Here is a 15,899-nt window from a genome sequence, read left to right on the forward strand (position 1 = left end):
AGCCAGGATCAAACTCTCAGGTTCAGATCGCGGACCGAAATCCACGACTGACAGGACCGCCGATAGCGATCTCCTGAAACGTCGATACTGTTACAGTTTCTCTGCTCAAAAGATGCACAGACGATCCTCGATTGTGCCGATCCCCTTAAGAACCAACACCCCAAGGCCGCAACGGCTACCAACTGCCGCCGCCTGCGCATCCCTTCTCACAACACGGTATGTACTTGTCAAAGAACCCGCAACGCCGAGACGCGTCGCACCGGCCGCTCTTCCGCATCCNCGTCGCCTTCCGTATTTTTATGTTCGCTGAGCCGACTGATATTTTCGTCAGAGCAGCCCGAGCGCCCGCAATTCCGCCGCCATCTCGGCCGGCAATTCATCCCCCGCCCCGCCGGCGGCGGAGAGATCCTGGGGAGCGGCCTCGGCGGCCAGATAGCGCCAACCCTGGAACGGACGGTGGGCGGTCGGCACCGTCTGCACCCGCTCGGCGGCGATCTGCAGGGTGCAGTAGCTCTCCCCTTCCTCGTCGGTATCGGTGTCGATGGCGAGGATGGGCTGGCGCACCAGGACGCTGCCCTTGATCACCCAATAGATCGAGCCCCCGGCCAGCAGTTCGTCGCCGCGCTTGGGAAGACGACGGGTATAGACGGGAATGCGGGTCCGGCCGCCGGCCGTCACGGCGCGGCGGTCCTGAAGCTCCGCCAGATGGTCGAGGTCGCGGACGCCGACGGCGAGCTTGATGAGATGGAGAGGCATGGGGACCGTGAAGTCTCTGACGTGAAGGACGGAGTGGCGGCTAACATAGCGCGCCCCCTGACATAGTGCGCTATGCAGGATTGTCCCGTGGATGAGGCTGCGGAGCGGATGCGGCCTCAGAGCAGATCGTTGCGGTCCGGCCGGCCCGCCGGCCGGGTATGGCCGATGATTGCGCTGAAGCCGAACAGCAGCAACAGCACGCCCATGACGATCTCAATGCCGCAAACCAGCCGAACAGGTCCGGATACCGGGTGGATGTCGCCATAGCCGACGGTGGCGAAGGTCACGATCGAGAAATAGATGCCCTCGGCGAAGGTGATGTCGCGCCGAACACCCTCGATCACGAAATTCGGCTCCGCCATGAAGCGATCCATGATGGTGTAGATGGCACCGAACAGGATGATGCAGAGCGAATAGAAGGTCAGGAAGGCGAAGGCCGGCAGGACCAGACGTGCCGATTGCTGGAAGAAGCCTTCGAAGAGCAGGCCGGCATCGAGCAGGAAGATGGCGATGTCGCGCGACACCAAGACCACGATGACGGCAATCGCCGACATCGCCAGCAGGAAGACGGCGCCAACCGTCTGCGTGTCCATGTCCTGTCCCGGCACCAGGAAGGTCAGGGCGCCGATGCCCCAGAGCGGCGCCATCCACAGGAAGATGCGGTCGAAATGGCCGCCTTCCCGCAGCCTGCGCGACATCACGATCCGTCGGATGTCGCCGGCCCGCCACCAGGCCCCGCCGAGAAAGCCGAGCAGCGGCATGGCGAAGGCGATGCTCTGCGTCAACGGGCTGATGTTTTGGAAATTGCTTTCGAGGAAGAACACGAAGATGCAGGCGTAGACGCCGATGAAATTGGTCAGCGCCAAGGTGAAGAACTGGCTGCCGGGAAACAGGTAGTGGAAGGCGCCGACCACGAGGCCGACCGATCCCAGCAGAACGAAGGTCAGATTGCCCGACACCGACCGGATCGACAGCGCGATCAGGCCGAGCAGCAGTGCCGTCAGCAAGGCCCCGCCCAGCCAGGACTTCGACGCCCCCTTGTTCCCGTGGGCTCCCCCATGGCCGGCATGTGGGCCGTTGGGAGGAACCGCCGGGGGCGGGCTGCTCGTCCGGGGACGGCGGTCGGGAACGATCTGATCCATGGGGCGGCAAACCGGTAGTCTTATCTCCTGCTTATAGCGGTTTGCCCGGCCCGACCGTCAGCACTTTCCACCCCCACGGCGACGCTCCGGAGGCTCCGCCTCACCAGCCGCCGGTGGCGAGCCAGCGATCGACCATGTCGAGCCGGTCCCACCCCCAGAAGGGCTCCCCATCGACAATGACGAAGGGCGATCCGAAGACGCCGCGGTCCACCGCATCGTCGACCTCGGTCCGCAGCCGGTCCTTGACCACCGGATCCTGAAGCGCGGTGGTCACTGCGGCGCGGTCGATGCCGAGGCTGCCCAGCGTCTTCGCCGCGATCTCCGCCACCGCGCCGGCCGGGCCGATGTCCTGTCCCTCGCCGAAATGGGCATGGAAGAGCGCCCGCGCCAGGAGCTTCGCCTGCTCCGGATGGTCGTCGCTCAGCCAATAGAAAGCGCGCGAGGCGGCGACGCCATTGACCGGAGCGGAATCGGGAAAGGTGAAGGGTGCGCCGGTCAGCCGGGCGATACGCCCGACGTCATGGGTCAGATACTCGCCGCGCAGGGGCTGCTCCAGGTTCGGCTTCATGCCCGTCACCTTGAAGACGGCGCCGAGCAGGATCGGACGCCAGGTGACGGTGCGGCCGTGATTCGCCGCCAACTCGTCGATGCGCAGACTGGCGAAATAGCCGTAGGGCGAGGCGAAGTCGAAATAGAAATCGATGGGATCCGGCACGCGCGTTTCCTCCCCGTTCGGTTTTCCGGAAAGGCTAACGCGGGCGCGCGGCAGCGTCCAGCGGGGCGTCCGGGGGAAGGCTTGCCTCCCGGACGCTACCCCATCAGACGGTCCGCACCTTGGTATCAAAGACGTAGCCGGCGCCGCGTTCGGTCTTGATGATACGGGGCTCCTTCGGGTTCGCCTCGATCTTGCGACGCAGACGCAGGATCAGCACGTCGATGGAGCGGTCGAACACCTCGGCGCCGTCGACGCGGGTGAGGTCGAGCAGCTGGTCGCGGGTCAGCACCCGCTGCGGCCGCTTGACGAAGGCGGCGAGCAGGCCGAACTCCGCCTTGGTCAGTTCCACCTCGCGCCCCTCCTGCCCGCGCAGGCGCTGGGCGGTGAGGTCGAGTTCCCAGTTGGCGAACTGGACGACGGCACGCAGTTCGTCCGGATTGCGGGGCGGGCGGGCGTCGTTGGAGACGCGGCGCAGGACCGCCTTGATGCGGGCCAGCAGTTCGCGCGGGTTGAAAGGCTTGGTCAGATAATCGTCGGCACCCAGCTCCAGCCCGACGATGCGGTCGACGTCCTGATCCTTGGAGGAGAGGATGATGACGGGAATCTGCGATTCGGTGCGGATCTGACGGACCAGTCCCAGCCCATCGCCGTCGGGCAGCCGCAGGTCGCAGACCACGAGGTCCACGGGATCGCCATCCAGGGCCTGGCGGGCCGATGCGGTATCCTGCGCCGTCGTGACCCGGTAGCCCTCTCCCGCCAGATAGGAGGCCAAAAGCTCCCGAATCGGCTCGTCGTCATCGACCGCGAGAATGTGCATGCCTGTTACCTCCCCAGCCCTTCTTATCTCACGCGCGAGCGGCACGCAATGCGTTACAACCCCGTAACAGCCGCGGCCAATTCGCCGACCGCATGAGTTGGCTGAAACCACCGGCCACACCGGCGACACAAAAATACCTTTCCGCAGACATTAACCAGAAACGGGTTGCGGTTTAAATCCAGACCATCGAACAGGGGACGCCCGCCACAGGAGGGTCGGACCAATCCGTGATGGGAGAGTTCACCGCCATGCCGAACATCGATCATTGCCTTGAACGCCTGGCCTTGCTCGACCGCGCCGACCGCCTGCTGAACGAGGTGCGGGTCTATGGGCAGCATGGCTCGATCCGCGAAACGCTGGCGCAGCACCGGCTGCTCCTGGGCGAGGCGAGGCGTCACCTCGATTCGGCGCGTTCCGTCGGACGGCTGGGCTGAGGCCTCCGATCAAGACCGCCATCATGCCCGTCTGCAACGCCCCGGCGGCGATGCCTCCCCACCGCGTCACGTCCCAGGCCCAAATTCAGGCGAGAACCGCGAAGCGCCTGCCTGCCGATGGCAACCGCCGTCCGGCGACGGAGCGTTGCGCCCACCATTCGGGCTGCATGCCGGGCGCCAAAGGCCACGGCCCATGCTGGCGCGTCGCTGTGGCGCGCGATGATGGATCGCTGGCTGGCGGCAGCACCCTGACCGGCCGGGATTGGCCCCCTCCCCCCAACGCTCTCCCTATTCCCGCCCGATTTCGTGCCTATTGCGAGGATCGGGAGTCACAGAAACGGAGAGACCCACCATGACCCGCGCCATCCTTCTCGCCTCCACCGCCCTGCTGATGGCGGCACCGGCGGCCCTGGCGGCGACATCGGGGACGGCATCCGGGCCAGCATCCGGAACGACGGGCGGACAGCTGGCGTTGACCCGGGTCCTGCTGTCCACCGGCGGCGTCGGCTATTTCGAATATGAGGCGACGGTGAGCGGCGATGCCGACCTGTCGCTGGAAGTGCGGCGCGACCAGGTCGACGACGTGCTGAAGAGCATCGTCGTCTATGACGACAAGGGCGGCGTCGGCACCATCGGGCTGCCGGGGGCGGAGCCGCTGGACACCGCCTTCCGCGAACTGCCCTTCTCGGCCGACGACCTGACCTCCCCCGCCGCCCTGCTGAACGCGATGCGGGGAGCGGAGGTGACGTCCGGCGGCTCCCGCCAGTTGACCGGGCGGCTGATGTCGGTGACGGAGGAGACGGTGCGACTGCCGGGGAACGACGCCACCACCACGCGCCACCGGGTGACGCTGATGACGGCCGACGGCCTGCGCCAGCTGGTGCTGGAGGAGGCCGACGCGTTGCGCTTCACCGATCCGGCGGTGCAGGCCCAGATCGACCGGGCGCTGTCGGCGGTGGCCGAGAATGCCCGGCGGGAGCGGCGGCGGCTGACCGTGCACAGCCACGCGCCGCAGGACGGCCAGGCGACCGGCGAGCGGCGGGTCCGGGTCGGCTATGTCGCGGAGATGCCGCTGTGGAAGGCGACCTACCGGCTCAGCCTGGAGGCCGGGTCCGCACAGACCGGACAGGCGCAGGCAAAGGACGGCAAGGGGGCCCTGCAGGGCTGGGCGGTGCTGGAGAATCTCAGCGGCGAGGACTGGCGCGACGTCGATCTGACCGTTGTCTCGGGCAACCCGGTCACCCTGCGGCAAGCGCTCTACACACCCTATTTCGTCGAGCGCCCTGAAGTGCCGGTGGAGGTGCTCGGCCGGGTCCTGCCCAGCGCCGACGAAGGCACGGTGACGTTGAACGATGCCCGCCCGGCGATGCGACCGCGGTCCGAGTTGTCGCGCACCGTGGCGCCGCCCGCGGCGGCGATGGCCGCCCCCCCGCCGATGGAGGCCCCGCCGGCCCCGGCACCGATGGGTGAACCCCTGGCGAAGGCCGCGCCTTACGGCGCCGCTGCTGGCACGCCTGCAACCGGGGGGGCGATGGCCGCGGTGCGCGGCGCCGAAGCCGGTGCGGCGGAGGGCGCGCAGGTTCTGTTCCACTACCCGCAGCCGGTCAGCGTGCCGAACGGCGGAACGCTGATGATGCCGATCGCCGCTCGCGCCCTGCCGGTGGAACGGGTGGCGCTCTATCAGCCCGCCACCGACCCCCGCCATCCGCTGGCATCCCTGCGGCTGCGCAACGACGGCGACACCGCCCTGCCTCCGGGGTTGCTGACCTTCTACGACCGCAATTCGGGCGATGGCGCTACCGGCTCCGGAGCCGGCGCCGCCTATGTCGGCGACGCGCGCATGGCGACCCTGCCGGCGGGCGACAGCCGGCTGCTGTCCTTCGCCGTCGATCAGGCGGTCACTGTCGACCGGGAGGAGAAGCCGAGCCGCCGCCTGTCCCGCGCCACCCTCGCCGACGGCGTGCTGACCCTGTCGGTCACCGACCGGCAGAGCACCACCTACACGGTGGCCGGCGCCCCGGACACCGATCGCACCGTGGTGATCGAGCATCCGCGCCGCTCCGGCTGGGAGCTGGCCGAACCGGCCGACACCAAGCCCGACACGACCGCCGCCGCCTACCGCCTGCCGCTGGCGGTGCCGGCCGGCAAGACGGTGACGCTGACCGCCACGCTGGAACGGCCGCGGCAGGAGCGCATCGTCCTGATCGACCTGAGCGCCGACCAGATCGCCGCCCGCGCTTCCGCCCCGGAACTGCCGGCGGAGGTGCGACAGGCGCTGACCACGCTGGCCGGCCTGCGTGCCGCCGTCGCCGAGAAGGAACGGCGCATCGCCGAACTGGAGGACGAGCGGACCGAGCGCATCGCCGACCAGGACCGCCTGCGTGAGAACCTGAAGGCGCTGCCGGCGGGCAGCGACCTGCACAAGCGCACGCTGGCCAAGATGGGAGAGGCGGAGAACCGCCTGGACGGCCTGGCTCGCGACCTGACCACCGCCCGCGCGGAGGCGGAGAAGGCACGGCAGACGCTGCGCGAGCGGGTGAAGGCTTTGGCGATCTGAAGACTTTTGAAGACTTCGGGGGGGCGGCGGGGTTCCGCCCCCCTTTCGGGTCCCGTCCTTTTACAGCGTCGTCGCGCTGCAATAGGCCCAATCCTCGCCCTGCAGGCCGAAGAAGGCGGCGACCGGCTTGCCGCTGGAGCGGTCGACGACGACGCGGAAGCGGCTGCCGGTGCAGGTGCCCTGGGTCTGCTTGGCGAGCGGCAGCTTGACGTGCTTGGACTTCAGGCAGGAGTCCGACATCTTCGGCGGGTTGGCCGGGCCGTCCACCTTCTTGCCGTTCAGCACCATGTAGTAGTTGGTGGCCTGCCCGCCCTTGACGTCGGCCTTCACCTCGATCTTGCCGAAGCGCGACTTGTAGAGGCCGGCATCCTGTTCGCCGTCCGGGGCGCCGCCCGGCAGCGAGCGGAAGGAGATGGCGGCACAGGACGGCGGGTCCTTGGCCTCCGCCGGAGAGGCGGCCAGTGCGGCGAATCCGCCGGCCAGCAGAAGGGCGGCGGCCAGGGACGGCAGACTTACGGACAGCGGGCGTGCAGACAGCATGAAAGACCTCTTTCGAACCGGTTGAACCATCATTTCGGCATCACGCAGAAGGCGGTCTGCTGCATCAGGGCGCAGTCCTTCTCCACGCCGCCATCCAGCATCGACACCTCGACCTGGGTGATCACCAGGGTGCGGCCCGGCTTCACCACGCGGGCGCGGGCGATCATCAGCTCGCCCTTGGCCGGCGACATCAGGTTGATCTTGAACTCCACCGCCAGCACCTCCGCCCCGGCGGGCATCAGGCTCAGCGCGGCATAGCCGCCGGCATTGTCGGCCAGCGTGCTGACCATGCCGGCATGGAAGAAGCCATGCTGCTGGGTCAGGTCGGCGCGGAACGGCAAGCGCATCTCGCAGAAGCCCGGCTCCATCGCCGCCATCTCGATGCCGAGCGTCCTGCAGATCGGCTGCTGTTCGAAGGACGCGAAGCAGCGCGCCTTCCAATCGGGGGTGCGGGGTTCGAAGGTGGCGGGCACGGGTGCGGGTCTCCGGGAAAAGAGCGGTGCGCGACAGCCTGCGTCAGCCGCCCCGCCGGATCAAGCGGCCGAACGGAGTGCGCGTCACCTTGTCCGCCCCCTTGCCCGTCAGCCCCCCGATGTCGGCTGCCGCAATCAGCCGCCGATCAGTCCCATCTGCGGGCTGGACGGTTCGGCATGGGCGCGCATCGGCATGCGGCCGGCCAGACGGGCGGCACGGCCGGCGCCGACCGCGTCGCGCATCGCCGCCGCCATCCGCACCGGGTCGCGCGCCTTCGACACCGCGGTGTTCAACAGCACGGCGGCACAGCCGAGCTCCATCGCCAAAGCGGCATCGGACGCGGTGCCGATGCCGGCGTCCAGCACCACCGGCACCGGGCTGCGGGCGCAGATCGTCTCGATGGCATGCGGGTTGCGGATGCCCATGCCGGAGCCGATGAAGGCCCCCAGCGGCATCACCGCCGCCGCCCCCAGATCGGCCAGCTTGCGGCAGGTCACCGGATCGTCGTTGCAATAGGGCAGCACGACGAAGCCGTCGTTCACCAGTTCCTCGGTCGCGCGCAGCAACTCCTCCACGTCGGGATAGAGCAGTTCGCGGTCGCCGATGACCTCCAGCTTGATCCAGGGAGTGTCCAGCGCCTCACGCGACAGCTGGGCCGTCAGCACGGCCTCCTTGGCGGTCAGGCAGCCGGCGGTGTTGGGCAGCAGCCCGACCGGGCCGGTCGGCCGCCCGGCGGTGGCGCGGGCCAGCACGTCGACGAGGCTTTCCGAATAGCCGTCCAGGCTGATGCGCCGGATCGCCAGCGTGACCAGTTCGCTGCCGCTGGCCGCCAGCGCGTCGAGCATCACCTGCTGATTCGGATAGCCGGCGGTGCCGAGGAACAGCCGCGAGCCGAAGCTGCGCCCGGCGATGGCGAGGGTGTCGGTAGGAGACATGGGGAGTGCCTTCGCAAAGGCCCTCTCCCGCGACCGAGTTGGGAAAATCCCCCTCTCCCCCCCGGGGAGAGGGTCGGGGTGAGGGGGATGCGCAACGGGATCTTCGGGAAAATCCTGCGGTGCCACCCCCTCACCCTAACCCTCTCCCCGGGGGGGAGAGGGGATTCTTCCCGGGCTGCGCGCGGGAGAAGGAAATATGACAGGGTCAGCCGCCCTGGAGAGGGCGGACGATTTCCAGGCTGTCGCCGGGCCGGAGCGGGGTTTCGGACCAGCGGCGGCGGGGGACGACGGCGCCGTTCAGCGCGACGGCAATGCCGAACGTCCCGGCGGCGATGCCGCGGCCGGCCAGAAGCTCGGCGACGGACGCGGCGGCCAGCGGTTCCTCGCGGCCGTTGACCCGGATGGCATCGCGGAGGACGGCGCTCATGCGGCGGCTCCCGCCGCAACGAAGCGGTCGGCGGCGAAGGGGCGCAGCAGCGAGTCGATCTCACCGGTCAGCACCAGCCGGGCGATGCCGTCGGCGGTCACCGGGGTCAGCAGGATGCCGTTGCGGTGATGGCCGGTGGCGTGGATCAGGCCGGGAATGCCGCTCTCGCCCAGGATCGGCGCATCGTCGCGGCTGCCGGGGCGGAAACCGGCCCAGGCTTCCTCGATCGGCAGTTCGGCGATCCCGGGCAGCGCCCGCCATGCTCCCTCCAGCAGGGCGAACTGCCCGCCGGCGGTCAGTCGATCGTCGAAGCCGCGCTCCTCCGTCGTGGCGCCGATCAGCAGCCGGCCGTCCAGCCGCGGGATCAGGTAGGTGCCGGGGGTCCACACCACATGGCGCAGCAGCGGCAGCCGGATGTCCATCCGCAGGCAGAGCATCTGCCCCTTCACCGGCCGCACCGGCGGTCTGGCGGCGGGCGGCAGTCCCGGCACGCCGGCCGACCACGCCCCGGCGGCCAGCACCACCCGGTCGGCCCGGTGCAGCGTTTCAGCCACCCGCACCCCCACGGCGCGTCCGCCCTCCACCGCCAGCGCCACCGCGCCGCAGCGCTCGTGCAGGCGGGCACCGGCGGCCTCGGCGGTGCAGCGCAGGGCGGCCGCGACCTTGCGGTTGTCGACCTGATGATCACCGGCACAGAACAGGGCGCCGGCGACACCCGGCTGCAGGAAGGGCTCGCGCCGCCGCACCTCCGCCCCGCCCAGCCATTCCACCGGCAACCCCAGGTCGCGCTGGAAACCGTGCAGGAAGCGGACCTTGGCGGCATCGTCGGCGTTCAGCGCGATGACCATGGTGCCTTCGGTGCGCAGGTCGACGGCCATGCCGCTCGCCGCTTCCAGGTCGCGGGCGAAGTCCGGCCACAGAGCCTGGGAGGCGCGGGTCAGCGGCAGCAGCCCCTCCTCGCCCGGTTCGGTCTCCACGCAGGCGGCCAGCATGCCGCCGGCGGCATGGGTGGCGCCGCGCCCGGCCTCGCCGCGCTCGAACAGGTCGACGCGGCAGCCGGCCGACGCCAGCCTCCAGGCGATGGCAAGGCCGATGCAGCCGCCGCCGATGATGGCGACGGACGGACGACTCCCGGATCCGGGACGGGAAAATGGATGCGGTTCTGGCGCATGGACCATGCGGCGGCTCCCTTCGCTGGCATTACCCAGACAGGTTCGATGGGTGTGTTCTCAGCCGCGCGACCACCGCGCGGCACCCCAGGCCTATGGCTTGCCTTATGCCAATGTTTCGCTGGCCCCACAAGCGGAATCGACCCTGTCTCCCTCCCGCTTCCGCGGCAGCGGGTCCCGCCGCGTCACAGCAGGAACACCGACGCCAGCCCCAGGAACCCCAGGAACCCGACGACATCCGTCACCGTCGTCAGGAACACGGCGCTCGACACCGCAGGATCGACGCCCAGCTTTTCCAGCCCGAGCGGGATCAGCGCGCCGCTCAGCCCCGCCACCACCAGATTGATGATCATGGCGAGCCCGATGACGACGCCGATCAGCGGGCCGTACCAGACAAGCGCGATCAGTCCGACCATCACGGCGAAGATGCCGCCGTTGATCAGCCCGACCAGCAGTTCCTTGCCCACCACGCGATAGGCGTTGGCGGAGGACAGTTCGTGCGTCGCCAGCGCGCGGACGACGACGGTCAGCGTCTGGGTGCCGGCATTGCCGCCCATCGAGGCGACGATGGGCATCAGTACCGCCAAAGCCACGATCTGCTCGATGGTGCCCTCGAACAGCGAGATGACGCCCGACGCCAGGAACGCGGTGAAGAGATTGACGGTCAGCCAGCCGACGCGGCCGCGGGCGATGTCGGCGATGCCGCTGAACACGCCGGTGTCGCCCGACCCGCTCAGCTTGCGCAGGTCGTCCTCCGCCTCCTCGTCGATGATGCGGACGACGTCGTCGACGGTGATGACCCCGATCAGCCGGCCGGCGGCGTCGATGACGGGGGCGGAGACCAGGGCATATTGACGGAACAGGTTCGCCACCTCCGCCCGCTCCATGGTGGCGGGGATGGCGTCGACCTCGCCGGTCACCAGATCGGCGATGCGCACGGCGCGGCGCTGGCGCAGCAGGCGCGACAACGGCACCGCGCCCACCACCCGGTGCATCGGGTCGACGATGAAGATGTCGTAGAAATCCTCCGGCAGCGTGTCGGTCGCGGCCCGCACGAAGTCGATGGTCTTGCCGACCGTCCAGAATTCCGGCACCGCGACCAGCTCGCGCTGCATCATGCGGCCGGCGCTGTCCTCGTCGTAGGTCAGGTTCTCCTGCACCAGCGCGCGTTCGGCATCCGGCAGCTTCGCAAGGATTTGCGCCCGCGTCTCGGCATCGAGATCCTCGATCAGCTCCACCGCGTCGTCGGTGTCGAGGTCGGCGACGGCGTCGGCGAGTTCCTGCGGCTCGAACCGTCCGATCAGCGATTCGCGCAGGTCCGGGTTCAGGTAGGACAGCACCTCGCCGTCCAGTTGGACGGGAAGCAGGTCGATCAGGTCGGCGCGTTCGGCCGGCTCGGCCTGTTCGATCAGGTCGGCGATGTCGGCGGCATGCAGCCCGCCCAGCCGCGCCAGCACGGCGTCGCGTTCGCGAGCGCGCAGCAGGCCGACGATCTCTTCCACGAATTCCGGCTCGACGCCGTAGGGGCGCTCGTCCTCCGCCTCATATCCCGGATGCGGGGTGCCGTGGGCGTGTTCCGGGGAGTGGCCCTGGGAACGAGCCACGCTGTCCGGCCGCAGGTCCGGCGTGCGGGGATCGGTGTGCATGCCGGCACCCTCCCTTCGACGATGCAACTCCCGAATGCCGGCCCCGGTCTTCGGCAGGACGGCGACGACATGGGAACGGCGGGACGGCTGCGCGACATCGGACGGCAGCCGGCGGCGTTCGGGGCTTGCGGGTTGTGGAAGCCTGCCGACCGGTGACCCGGCGCAAGGGACGGGACCGGTGCCGGCGGAAGCGACCCCGACATAGAGGCGCTATTCCCGTTTGTCCAGCCCGGTTCGGCGCGGAACGGCGGGATCGGCCGCTTTTGCCATCACGCCCCAGCGCTGCGCCGGGCCGCGTCGGGCCGCCGCATCGAGATCCGTTAGCGGGAAAAGCCACGGAAAACCAAAAAGGGCGGTGCCGCACTGCGCACCGCCCGTCGTCACGACCCGGCAGTCGAACCGAACGGTCCGCCTGTGTTCCACAGTCAGGTCGGGCTGGGAACCGCGCCGGCCGGATCGACGCCAAGCTTGGCACGGGCGAGGCCATTCAACGCCTCCGTATCGGCGAAGACGTAGCCCTTTTCGACCAGCTTGGACGTGTAGCTCTTGTTGTAGAGAAACGCGGCGATGATGCTGGAAATGTTACCGGTGAAGAAGGCGAGCAGCGTCAGGAGAAGCCCCATTCCCCAGTCGCCGCGGAACAGGGCGGGAAAGCCACCGAAGAACAGGGTGGTCCAGCTGAATCCGACCAGCCCCTTCTTGGTGAGTCCCGTCTGTGGGTGCTTCATCATCACGACAGTCGCCATAAAATTCTCCACATGTTCAGTAGGCCGGATGGCCCGGCACAGCGCCAGCCATCGTCAATCTCAAACAGATGATATTACCACTTTCGATAAGTAGCAAGATCAGACCATGTGAAACTTCAAACCATTGCTGTCCATTGGGATCATAAACCATGTTGCTTTTTTTATTTTGTTATCCGGATTGATATCAAATATTTCAGCATCTTATAGTTGCTCATTCTAAAGCTCATATCCCAAAGCCAACCTGGCGGACATTCCAAACCTTTCTTCCCGCTCCTGCGGGTATCTTCCGATGCGCCGTTGACCATCCTTGTCATAAAACCGCAACACTGATGCCTAATTCTTGTCCATCAAAGGAGTCGCCGTGGAGGCTCTGCATCGTCTCGACCAGTCACTGCTGCTGTGGTTGAACCAGTTCGCGGGACATAGTGCAGCTCTGGACATGGCGGTACGCGGGGTCGCCAACATCTATCTCGTCAAGCTGGGGCTGTTCAGCGCGGCGCTGTGGTGGCTGTGGTTCCGCCGGGAGGAGACGGAGGCCGGGCGCCGGCTGGTGGTGGACGCCATCGCCGCCGTGGTGCTGGCCGTCGCGGCATCCATCCTGATCCAGGCGGTGATGCCGGCCCGGCCGCGCCCCTTGCACGATGCCGGCCTTTCCTTCGTCCCGCCGATCGGCCAGGACCGGGACGCCCTGAAGAACTGGAGTTCCTTTCCCAGCGACAACGCCGCCCTGGGATTCGCACTGGCCGCCACCTTCCTCCGCGCCTCGCGCTCCTGGGGACTGCTGGCCTGCCTGTGGGCGGCGGTGGTGATCGCCCTGCCGCGGGTCTATCTGGGCCTGCATTACCCCGGCGATGTCGCCGGTGGGGCCCTGCTCGGCTTCCTCGGCGCCTATCTGGTCGCCCGGCTGCTGCCGATGGATGGCATCCACCGGCTGGTCCTTTGGGCGGAAGCGCGCTGGCGTCCCTGGTTCTACAGCGGCGCCTTCCTGGCGATCTACGAGATGATGGTGCTGTTCGAGGATGTCCGCCGCGCCGCCGGGGGCGCCGCCAAGCTGCTGCACGCGCTGGCGGGATAGGGTCCGGCAGAGGCCCGATACGAAAAAGCCCGCTCGGTCTTGCGACCTGCGGGCCTTTCGTCTTTCCCGTATCCCCGGGATGGTCCCATCTGCATGGGAATGTGGTGCGGTCGAGAAGACTCGAACTTCCACGGGTTGCCCCACAGCGACCTCAACGCTGCGCGTCTACCAATTCCGCCACGACCGCATCAGGCTGGTAGTCCCCGACGCTCGCTTGCGCGCCTCATCGGGTGGAGCGGGTAGATATCAGCTTCCCGAGGGTCGATCAAGCGCTACAATCATCATCTGCGAAGAAAAATTCGGATCGGCCCTCCGGCCGCTCCACCGCCACCGCCAGAGCCCCATCGCCAGAGACCGATCGAATGACATCCCCGACGAGCCTTTCCGCCAGTCAGCCCGACACGCCTACCGTCCAGCCTGCTGCCCCGCCCGCCCCCCAACCCATCGAGTGGCGCATCTCCAACGAGCCGGTGCCCTACCCCGACGCCATCGCCGCGATGGAGGCGCGCGTCGAGGCCATCCGCGCCGGCACCGCCCCGGAACTGGTCTGGCTGCTGGAGCATCCGCCGCTCTACACCGCCGGCACCAGCGCCCGCGACGAGGATCTGCTGGAGGCCGACCGCTTCCCCGTCTACCGCAGCGGCCGCGGCGGCCAGTACACCTATCACGGGCCGGGACAGCGGGTGGCCTATGTCATGCTCGACCTGAAGGCGCGCGGCGCCGACATCCGCGGCTTCGTCCGTGACCTGGAGGCGTGGATCATCCGCACGCTTGCCTCCTTCAACATCAAGGGCGAGCGGCGCGAGGGCCGCGTCGGCATCTGGGTCGACAAGCAGCCCTATGGCGGGCTGAAGGGCCAGGAGGACAAGATCGCCGCCATCGGCGTGCGGGTGCGCCGATGGGTCAGCTTCCACGGCATCGCCCTGAACGTCGAGCCGGACCTGTCCCATTTCGGCGGCATCGTTCCCTGCGGCATCGCCGAGCACGGCGTCACCTCCGTCGTGGCCCTGGGCCAGCTGGTGACGATGGAGGATGTCGATTCCGCCCTGATCGCCGCTTGGCCGGAGGTGTTCGGCGGCCCGATGCGGGACGGAGACGAGGCCTAATACTTCTTGAACCCGCCGGCGGCCGGAGTGGCGGCCGGGTTGCCGGCGGGGCTCACGCGCGGGTCCTGGTTGTCCATCGACTGCACGGTGCAGCCGGTCGAATCGCCGTTGCGGAACAGGTAGATCTTCTTGCGGTCCGCCTTCCGGCCGGGGTCGTTCAGGTTCAGCCCATGGCCGAAGGCGACGCCCAGCACCTCGCCCTTGTAATAGGCGCGGAACCGCATCGGCGCGATCTCGTTGAAACGCAGGGCGGCGCAATCCTTGCTCAGTTCCTTCTCGAACTTGCCGGCCTTGCGCCAATCCTCCTTGGAACGGATCGTCATCCATTGCGACGGCAGCGCATACTGCACGATGGGCGGCGCGATGGGCAGGTTCGATCCCGGCTGCGGCGCCGCCTGATGGCCGGGCTCCGTCCGCTCCAGCGCACCGGCCAGCGCAGGCGCGGCACCCAGCAGCGTCAGCCCGCACAGCCAGCAGGCCGCCTGACGGCGCGCATCAAATCCGGACATCGACCCCACGCTCCGTCATCTCGCCGACCGGCCTTTCCCCTGCCGGCATCTCCCCTGAGGAGGATTCGCCCGCCACGGTCCCCAGCCGTCCCGAAAGCGACAGAGACATTTCAATCCTCCCGCCTTCGGCCGGTGCACCCAACGGGGACAGCGTCACCGTGCCTTCCAGCCCCTGCGGCGGCCCCGTCATTGCCGCGGTCAGCCCCGCCATGACGCGGCCGAGATCGTCGATGGCGAGGCGGTCGGTCTCGACCGTCAACCCCTTGCCGGGCCGGATGGCGGTGCGGATGGCGCCGAGCAGGAGGGCCAGTCCTTCGGGCCTCGCCTCGGCCGGCACCCGTGCCAGCATCAGCAGCGCGTCATCCAGCCGCCAATCCACATGCCCCCGGGTCCCGGCGAGGCCGATCCCCCGGATGTCGATCGTCACGTCCCGGCGGGTTTCCTCCGCCAGTAGACGCAACTCTCCGCCGGAACCATCCAGCGCCGCGATGGCGGCCCCGCGCTCCCCGGCGCCGAAGCGGGCGGCGAGCGCGGCCTCCGCTGCGGCGGCATCGCTCCCGTCCATCCCGAAAGCGGTCAGCAACCGGCCGAGATCGCGCGCCAGCGCCTGGATCGCCGGCTCCAGCCGGTCGGCAAGGTCGATACCGGCCCATTCGGACGGACGGGGCGGCGCGTCATCAAGGACCTCCGGCCCCAGGCTGAGGCGGACGGCCGGATCCCGTCCGGGAGTTGCGGGGGCCTTCGAAGCCGGGACAGCCGCGGCCCCGCGCACGGCACGGCCCTTCGCCTCCGCCGCCTTGGCGAAGACGCCGGTGAGCATGGCCTTCATGCCGCCCACATCCGGCTTCCTG

17 protein-coding genes, 1 tRNA gene and 1 riboswitch are annotated in these 15,899 nt (G+C 68.5%); of the genes, 4 read left to right on the forward strand and 14 right to left on the reverse strand.

What is annotated here, in order from left to right; genetic code table 11:
• Positions 1 to 327: 327 nt before the first annotated feature.
• The 4 genes from JHL17_RS05410 to JHL17_RS05425 all read right to left on the reverse strand — a co-directional run bounded on the left by JHL17_RS05410 (position 328) and on the right by JHL17_RS05425 (position 3,430).
• Positions 328 to 756 (reverse strand): DUF1489 family protein, encoded by a 429-nt coding sequence (locus tag JHL17_RS05410; protein ID WP_200191038.1) that lies wholly within the window; start codon positions 754 to 756, stop codon positions 328 to 330.
• Positions 757 to 872: 116 nt separating this feature from the next.
• On the reverse strand, positions 873 to 1,898 hold the full coding sequence (locus JHL17_RS05415) for a potassium channel family protein (protein WP_200191039.1): 1,026 nt from the start codon (positions 1,896 to 1,898) through the stop codon (positions 873 to 875).
• A 100-nt stretch (positions 1,899 to 1,998) separates the two neighbouring features.
• Positions 1,999 to 2,613: a DsbA family protein gene (locus tag JHL17_RS05420; protein WP_200191040.1), complete on the reverse strand. Its 615-nt coding sequence runs from the start codon at positions 2,611 to 2,613 to the stop codon at positions 1,999 to 2,001.
• Between the two features lie 103 nt (positions 2,614 to 2,716).
• Positions 2,717 to 3,430, reverse strand: coding sequence for a response regulator (locus JHL17_RS05425; RefSeq protein ID WP_200191041.1), 714 nt, complete (start codon positions 3,428 to 3,430; stop codon positions 2,717 to 2,719).
• 248 nt (positions 3,431 to 3,678) lie between these two features.
• On the opposite strand from JHL17_RS05425, the gene JHL17_RS05430 reads away from it, so the two are divergent.
• Positions 3,679 to 3,864, forward strand: a complete 186-nt coding sequence (locus tag JHL17_RS05430) for a hypothetical protein (protein WP_200191042.1) — start codon at positions 3,679 to 3,681, stop codon at positions 3,862 to 3,864.
• 352 nt (positions 3,865 to 4,216) lie between these two features.
• Positions 4,217 to 6,421, forward strand: a complete 2,205-nt coding sequence (locus JHL17_RS05435; RefSeq protein ID WP_200191043.1) for a DUF4139 domain-containing protein — start codon at positions 4,217 to 4,219, stop codon at positions 6,419 to 6,421.
• Positions 6,422 to 6,481: 60 nt separating this feature from the next.
• Here JHL17_RS05435 and JHL17_RS05440 read toward each other — a convergent pair whose 3' ends face one another.
• From JHL17_RS05440 to JHL17_RS05470, 7 genes are all read right to left on the reverse strand, one after another.
• Complete coding sequence (locus JHL17_RS05440; RefSeq protein WP_247893333.1) at positions 6,482 to 6,961, reverse strand: hypothetical protein; 480 nt, start codon at positions 6,959 to 6,961, stop codon at positions 6,482 to 6,484.
• A gap of 29 nt (positions 6,962 to 6,990) precedes the next feature.
• On the reverse strand, positions 6,991 to 7,434 hold the full coding sequence (locus JHL17_RS05445) for a hotdog fold thioesterase (RefSeq protein ID WP_200191045.1): 444 nt from the start codon (positions 7,432 to 7,434) through the stop codon (positions 6,991 to 6,993).
• Positions 7,435 to 7,569: 135 nt separating this feature from the next.
• Positions 7,570 to 8,370: a thiazole synthase gene (gene thiG, locus JHL17_RS05450; protein WP_200191046.1), complete on the reverse strand. Its 801-nt coding sequence runs from the start codon at positions 8,368 to 8,370 to the stop codon at positions 7,570 to 7,572.
• A gap of 205 nt (positions 8,371 to 8,575) precedes the next feature.
• On the reverse strand, positions 8,576 to 8,797 hold the full coding sequence (gene thiS / locus JHL17_RS05455) for a sulfur carrier protein ThiS (RefSeq protein WP_200191047.1): 222 nt from the start codon (positions 8,795 to 8,797) through the stop codon (positions 8,576 to 8,578).
• Positions 8,794 to 9,975 (reverse strand): glycine oxidase ThiO, encoded by a 1,182-nt coding sequence (gene thiO, locus JHL17_RS05460; protein WP_200191048.1) that lies wholly within the window; start codon positions 9,973 to 9,975, stop codon positions 8,794 to 8,796. The genes thiS and thiO overlap by 4 nt, the downstream gene beginning before the upstream one ends.
• Positions 9,965 to 10,066, reverse strand: a riboswitch (TPP riboswitch). Its footprint overlaps the gene before it by 11 nt.
• A gap of 85 nt (positions 10,067 to 10,151) precedes the next feature.
• On the reverse strand, positions 10,152 to 11,612 hold the full coding sequence (gene mgtE / locus JHL17_RS05465; protein ID WP_200191049.1) for a magnesium transporter: 1,461 nt from the start codon (positions 11,610 to 11,612) through the stop codon (positions 10,152 to 10,154).
• 425 nt (positions 11,613 to 12,037) lie between these two features.
• A complete protein-coding gene (locus tag JHL17_RS05470) occupies positions 12,038 to 12,358 on the reverse strand; it encodes a hypothetical protein (RefSeq protein WP_200191050.1) in 321 nt (106 codons plus the stop codon).
• A 361-nt stretch (positions 12,359 to 12,719) separates the two neighbouring features.
• Between JHL17_RS05470 and JHL17_RS05475 the strand changes: the two genes are divergently transcribed.
• Positions 12,720 to 13,433 carry a phosphatase PAP2 family protein gene (locus JHL17_RS05475; protein WP_200191051.1) on the forward strand — a complete coding sequence of 238 codons (714 nt, stop codon included), beginning with the start codon at positions 12,720 to 12,722 and terminating at the stop codon, positions 13,431 to 13,433.
• Positions 13,434 to 13,535: 102 nt separating this feature from the next.
• Here the strand turns inward: JHL17_RS05475 and JHL17_RS05480 are convergent.
• A tRNA-Leu gene (locus tag JHL17_RS05480) sits at positions 13,536 to 13,620 on the reverse strand.
• A 175-nt stretch (positions 13,621 to 13,795) separates the two neighbouring features.
• Here JHL17_RS05480 and lipB point away from each other — a divergent pair.
• Positions 13,796 to 14,539: a lipoyl(octanoyl) transferase LipB gene (gene lipB, locus JHL17_RS05485; RefSeq protein WP_200191052.1), complete on the forward strand. Its 744-nt coding sequence runs from the start codon at positions 13,796 to 13,798 to the stop codon at positions 14,537 to 14,539.
• Here the strand turns inward: lipB and JHL17_RS05490 are convergent.
• Positions 14,536 to 15,048, reverse strand: a complete 513-nt coding sequence (locus JHL17_RS05490; RefSeq protein WP_200191053.1) for a hypothetical protein — start codon at positions 15,046 to 15,048, stop codon at positions 14,536 to 14,538. The genes lipB and JHL17_RS05490 overlap by 4 nt on opposite strands.
• Positions 15,035 to 15,877 carry a hypothetical protein gene (locus JHL17_RS05495; protein WP_247893334.1) on the reverse strand — a complete coding sequence of 281 codons (843 nt, stop codon included), beginning with the start codon at positions 15,875 to 15,877 and terminating at the stop codon, positions 15,035 to 15,037. The genes JHL17_RS05490 and JHL17_RS05495 overlap by 14 nt, the downstream gene beginning before the upstream one ends.
• Positions 15,878 to 15,899 lie beyond the last annotated feature (22 nt).

The organism is Azospirillum endophyticum (assembly GCF_016595245.1).
GTDB lineage: Bacteria > Pseudomonadota > Alphaproteobacteria > Azospirillales > Azospirillaceae > Azospirillum > Azospirillum endophyticum.

What these genes read in the sequence shown, in the direction of transcription:
- JHL17_RS05470 (WP_200191050.1), bottom strand. Translation starts at nt 12,358, where the DNA reads ATGGCGACTGTCGTGATGATGAAGCACCCACAGACGGGACTCACCAAG.
- JHL17_RS05490 (WP_200191053.1), bottom strand. Translation starts at nt 15,048, where the DNA reads ATGTCCGGATTTGATGCGCGCCGTCAGGCGGCCTGCTGGCTGTGCGGG.
- thiG (WP_200191046.1), bottom strand. Translation starts at nt 8,370, where the DNA reads ATGTCTCCTACCGACACCCTCGCCATCGCCGGGCGCAGCTTCGGCTCG.
- JHL17_RS05440 (WP_247893333.1), bottom strand. Translation starts at nt 6,961, where the DNA reads ATGCTGTCTGCACGCCCGCTGTCCGTAAGTCTGCCGTCCCTGGCCGCC.
- JHL17_RS05415 (WP_200191039.1), bottom strand. Translation starts at nt 1,898, where the DNA reads ATGGATCAGATCGTTCCCGACCGCCGTCCCCGGACGAGCAGCCCGCCC.
- thiS (WP_200191047.1), bottom strand. Translation starts at nt 8,797, where the DNA reads ATGAGCGCCGTCCTCCGCGATGCCATCCGGGTCAACGGCCGCGAGGAA.
- JHL17_RS05410 (WP_200191038.1), bottom strand. Translation starts at nt 756, where the DNA reads ATGCCTCTCCATCTCATCAAGCTCGCCGTCGGCGTCCGCGACCTCGAC.
- mgtE (WP_200191049.1), bottom strand. Translation starts at nt 11,612, where the DNA reads ATGCACACCGATCCCCGCACGCCGGACCTGCGGCCGGACAGCGTGGCT.
- thiO (WP_200191048.1), bottom strand. Translation starts at nt 9,975, where the DNA reads ATGGTCCATGCGCCAGAACCGCATCCATTTTCCCGTCCCGGATCCGGG.
- JHL17_RS05425 (WP_200191041.1), bottom strand. Translation starts at nt 3,430, where the DNA reads ATGCACATTCTCGCGGTCGATGACGACGAGCCGATTCGGGAGCTTTTG.
- JHL17_RS05430 (WP_200191042.1), top strand. Translation starts at nt 3,679, where the DNA reads ATGCCGAACATCGATCATTGCCTTGAACGCCTGGCCTTGCTCGACCGC.
- JHL17_RS05495 (WP_247893334.1), bottom strand. Translation starts at nt 15,877, where the DNA reads ATGAAGGCCATGCTCACCGGCGTCTTCGCCAAGGCGGCGGAGGCGAAG.
- JHL17_RS05435 (WP_200191043.1), top strand. Translation starts at nt 4,217, where the DNA reads ATGACCCGCGCCATCCTTCTCGCCTCCACCGCCCTGCTGATGGCGGCA.
- lipB (WP_200191052.1), top strand. Translation starts at nt 13,796, where the DNA reads ATGACATCCCCGACGAGCCTTTCCGCCAGTCAGCCCGACACGCCTACC.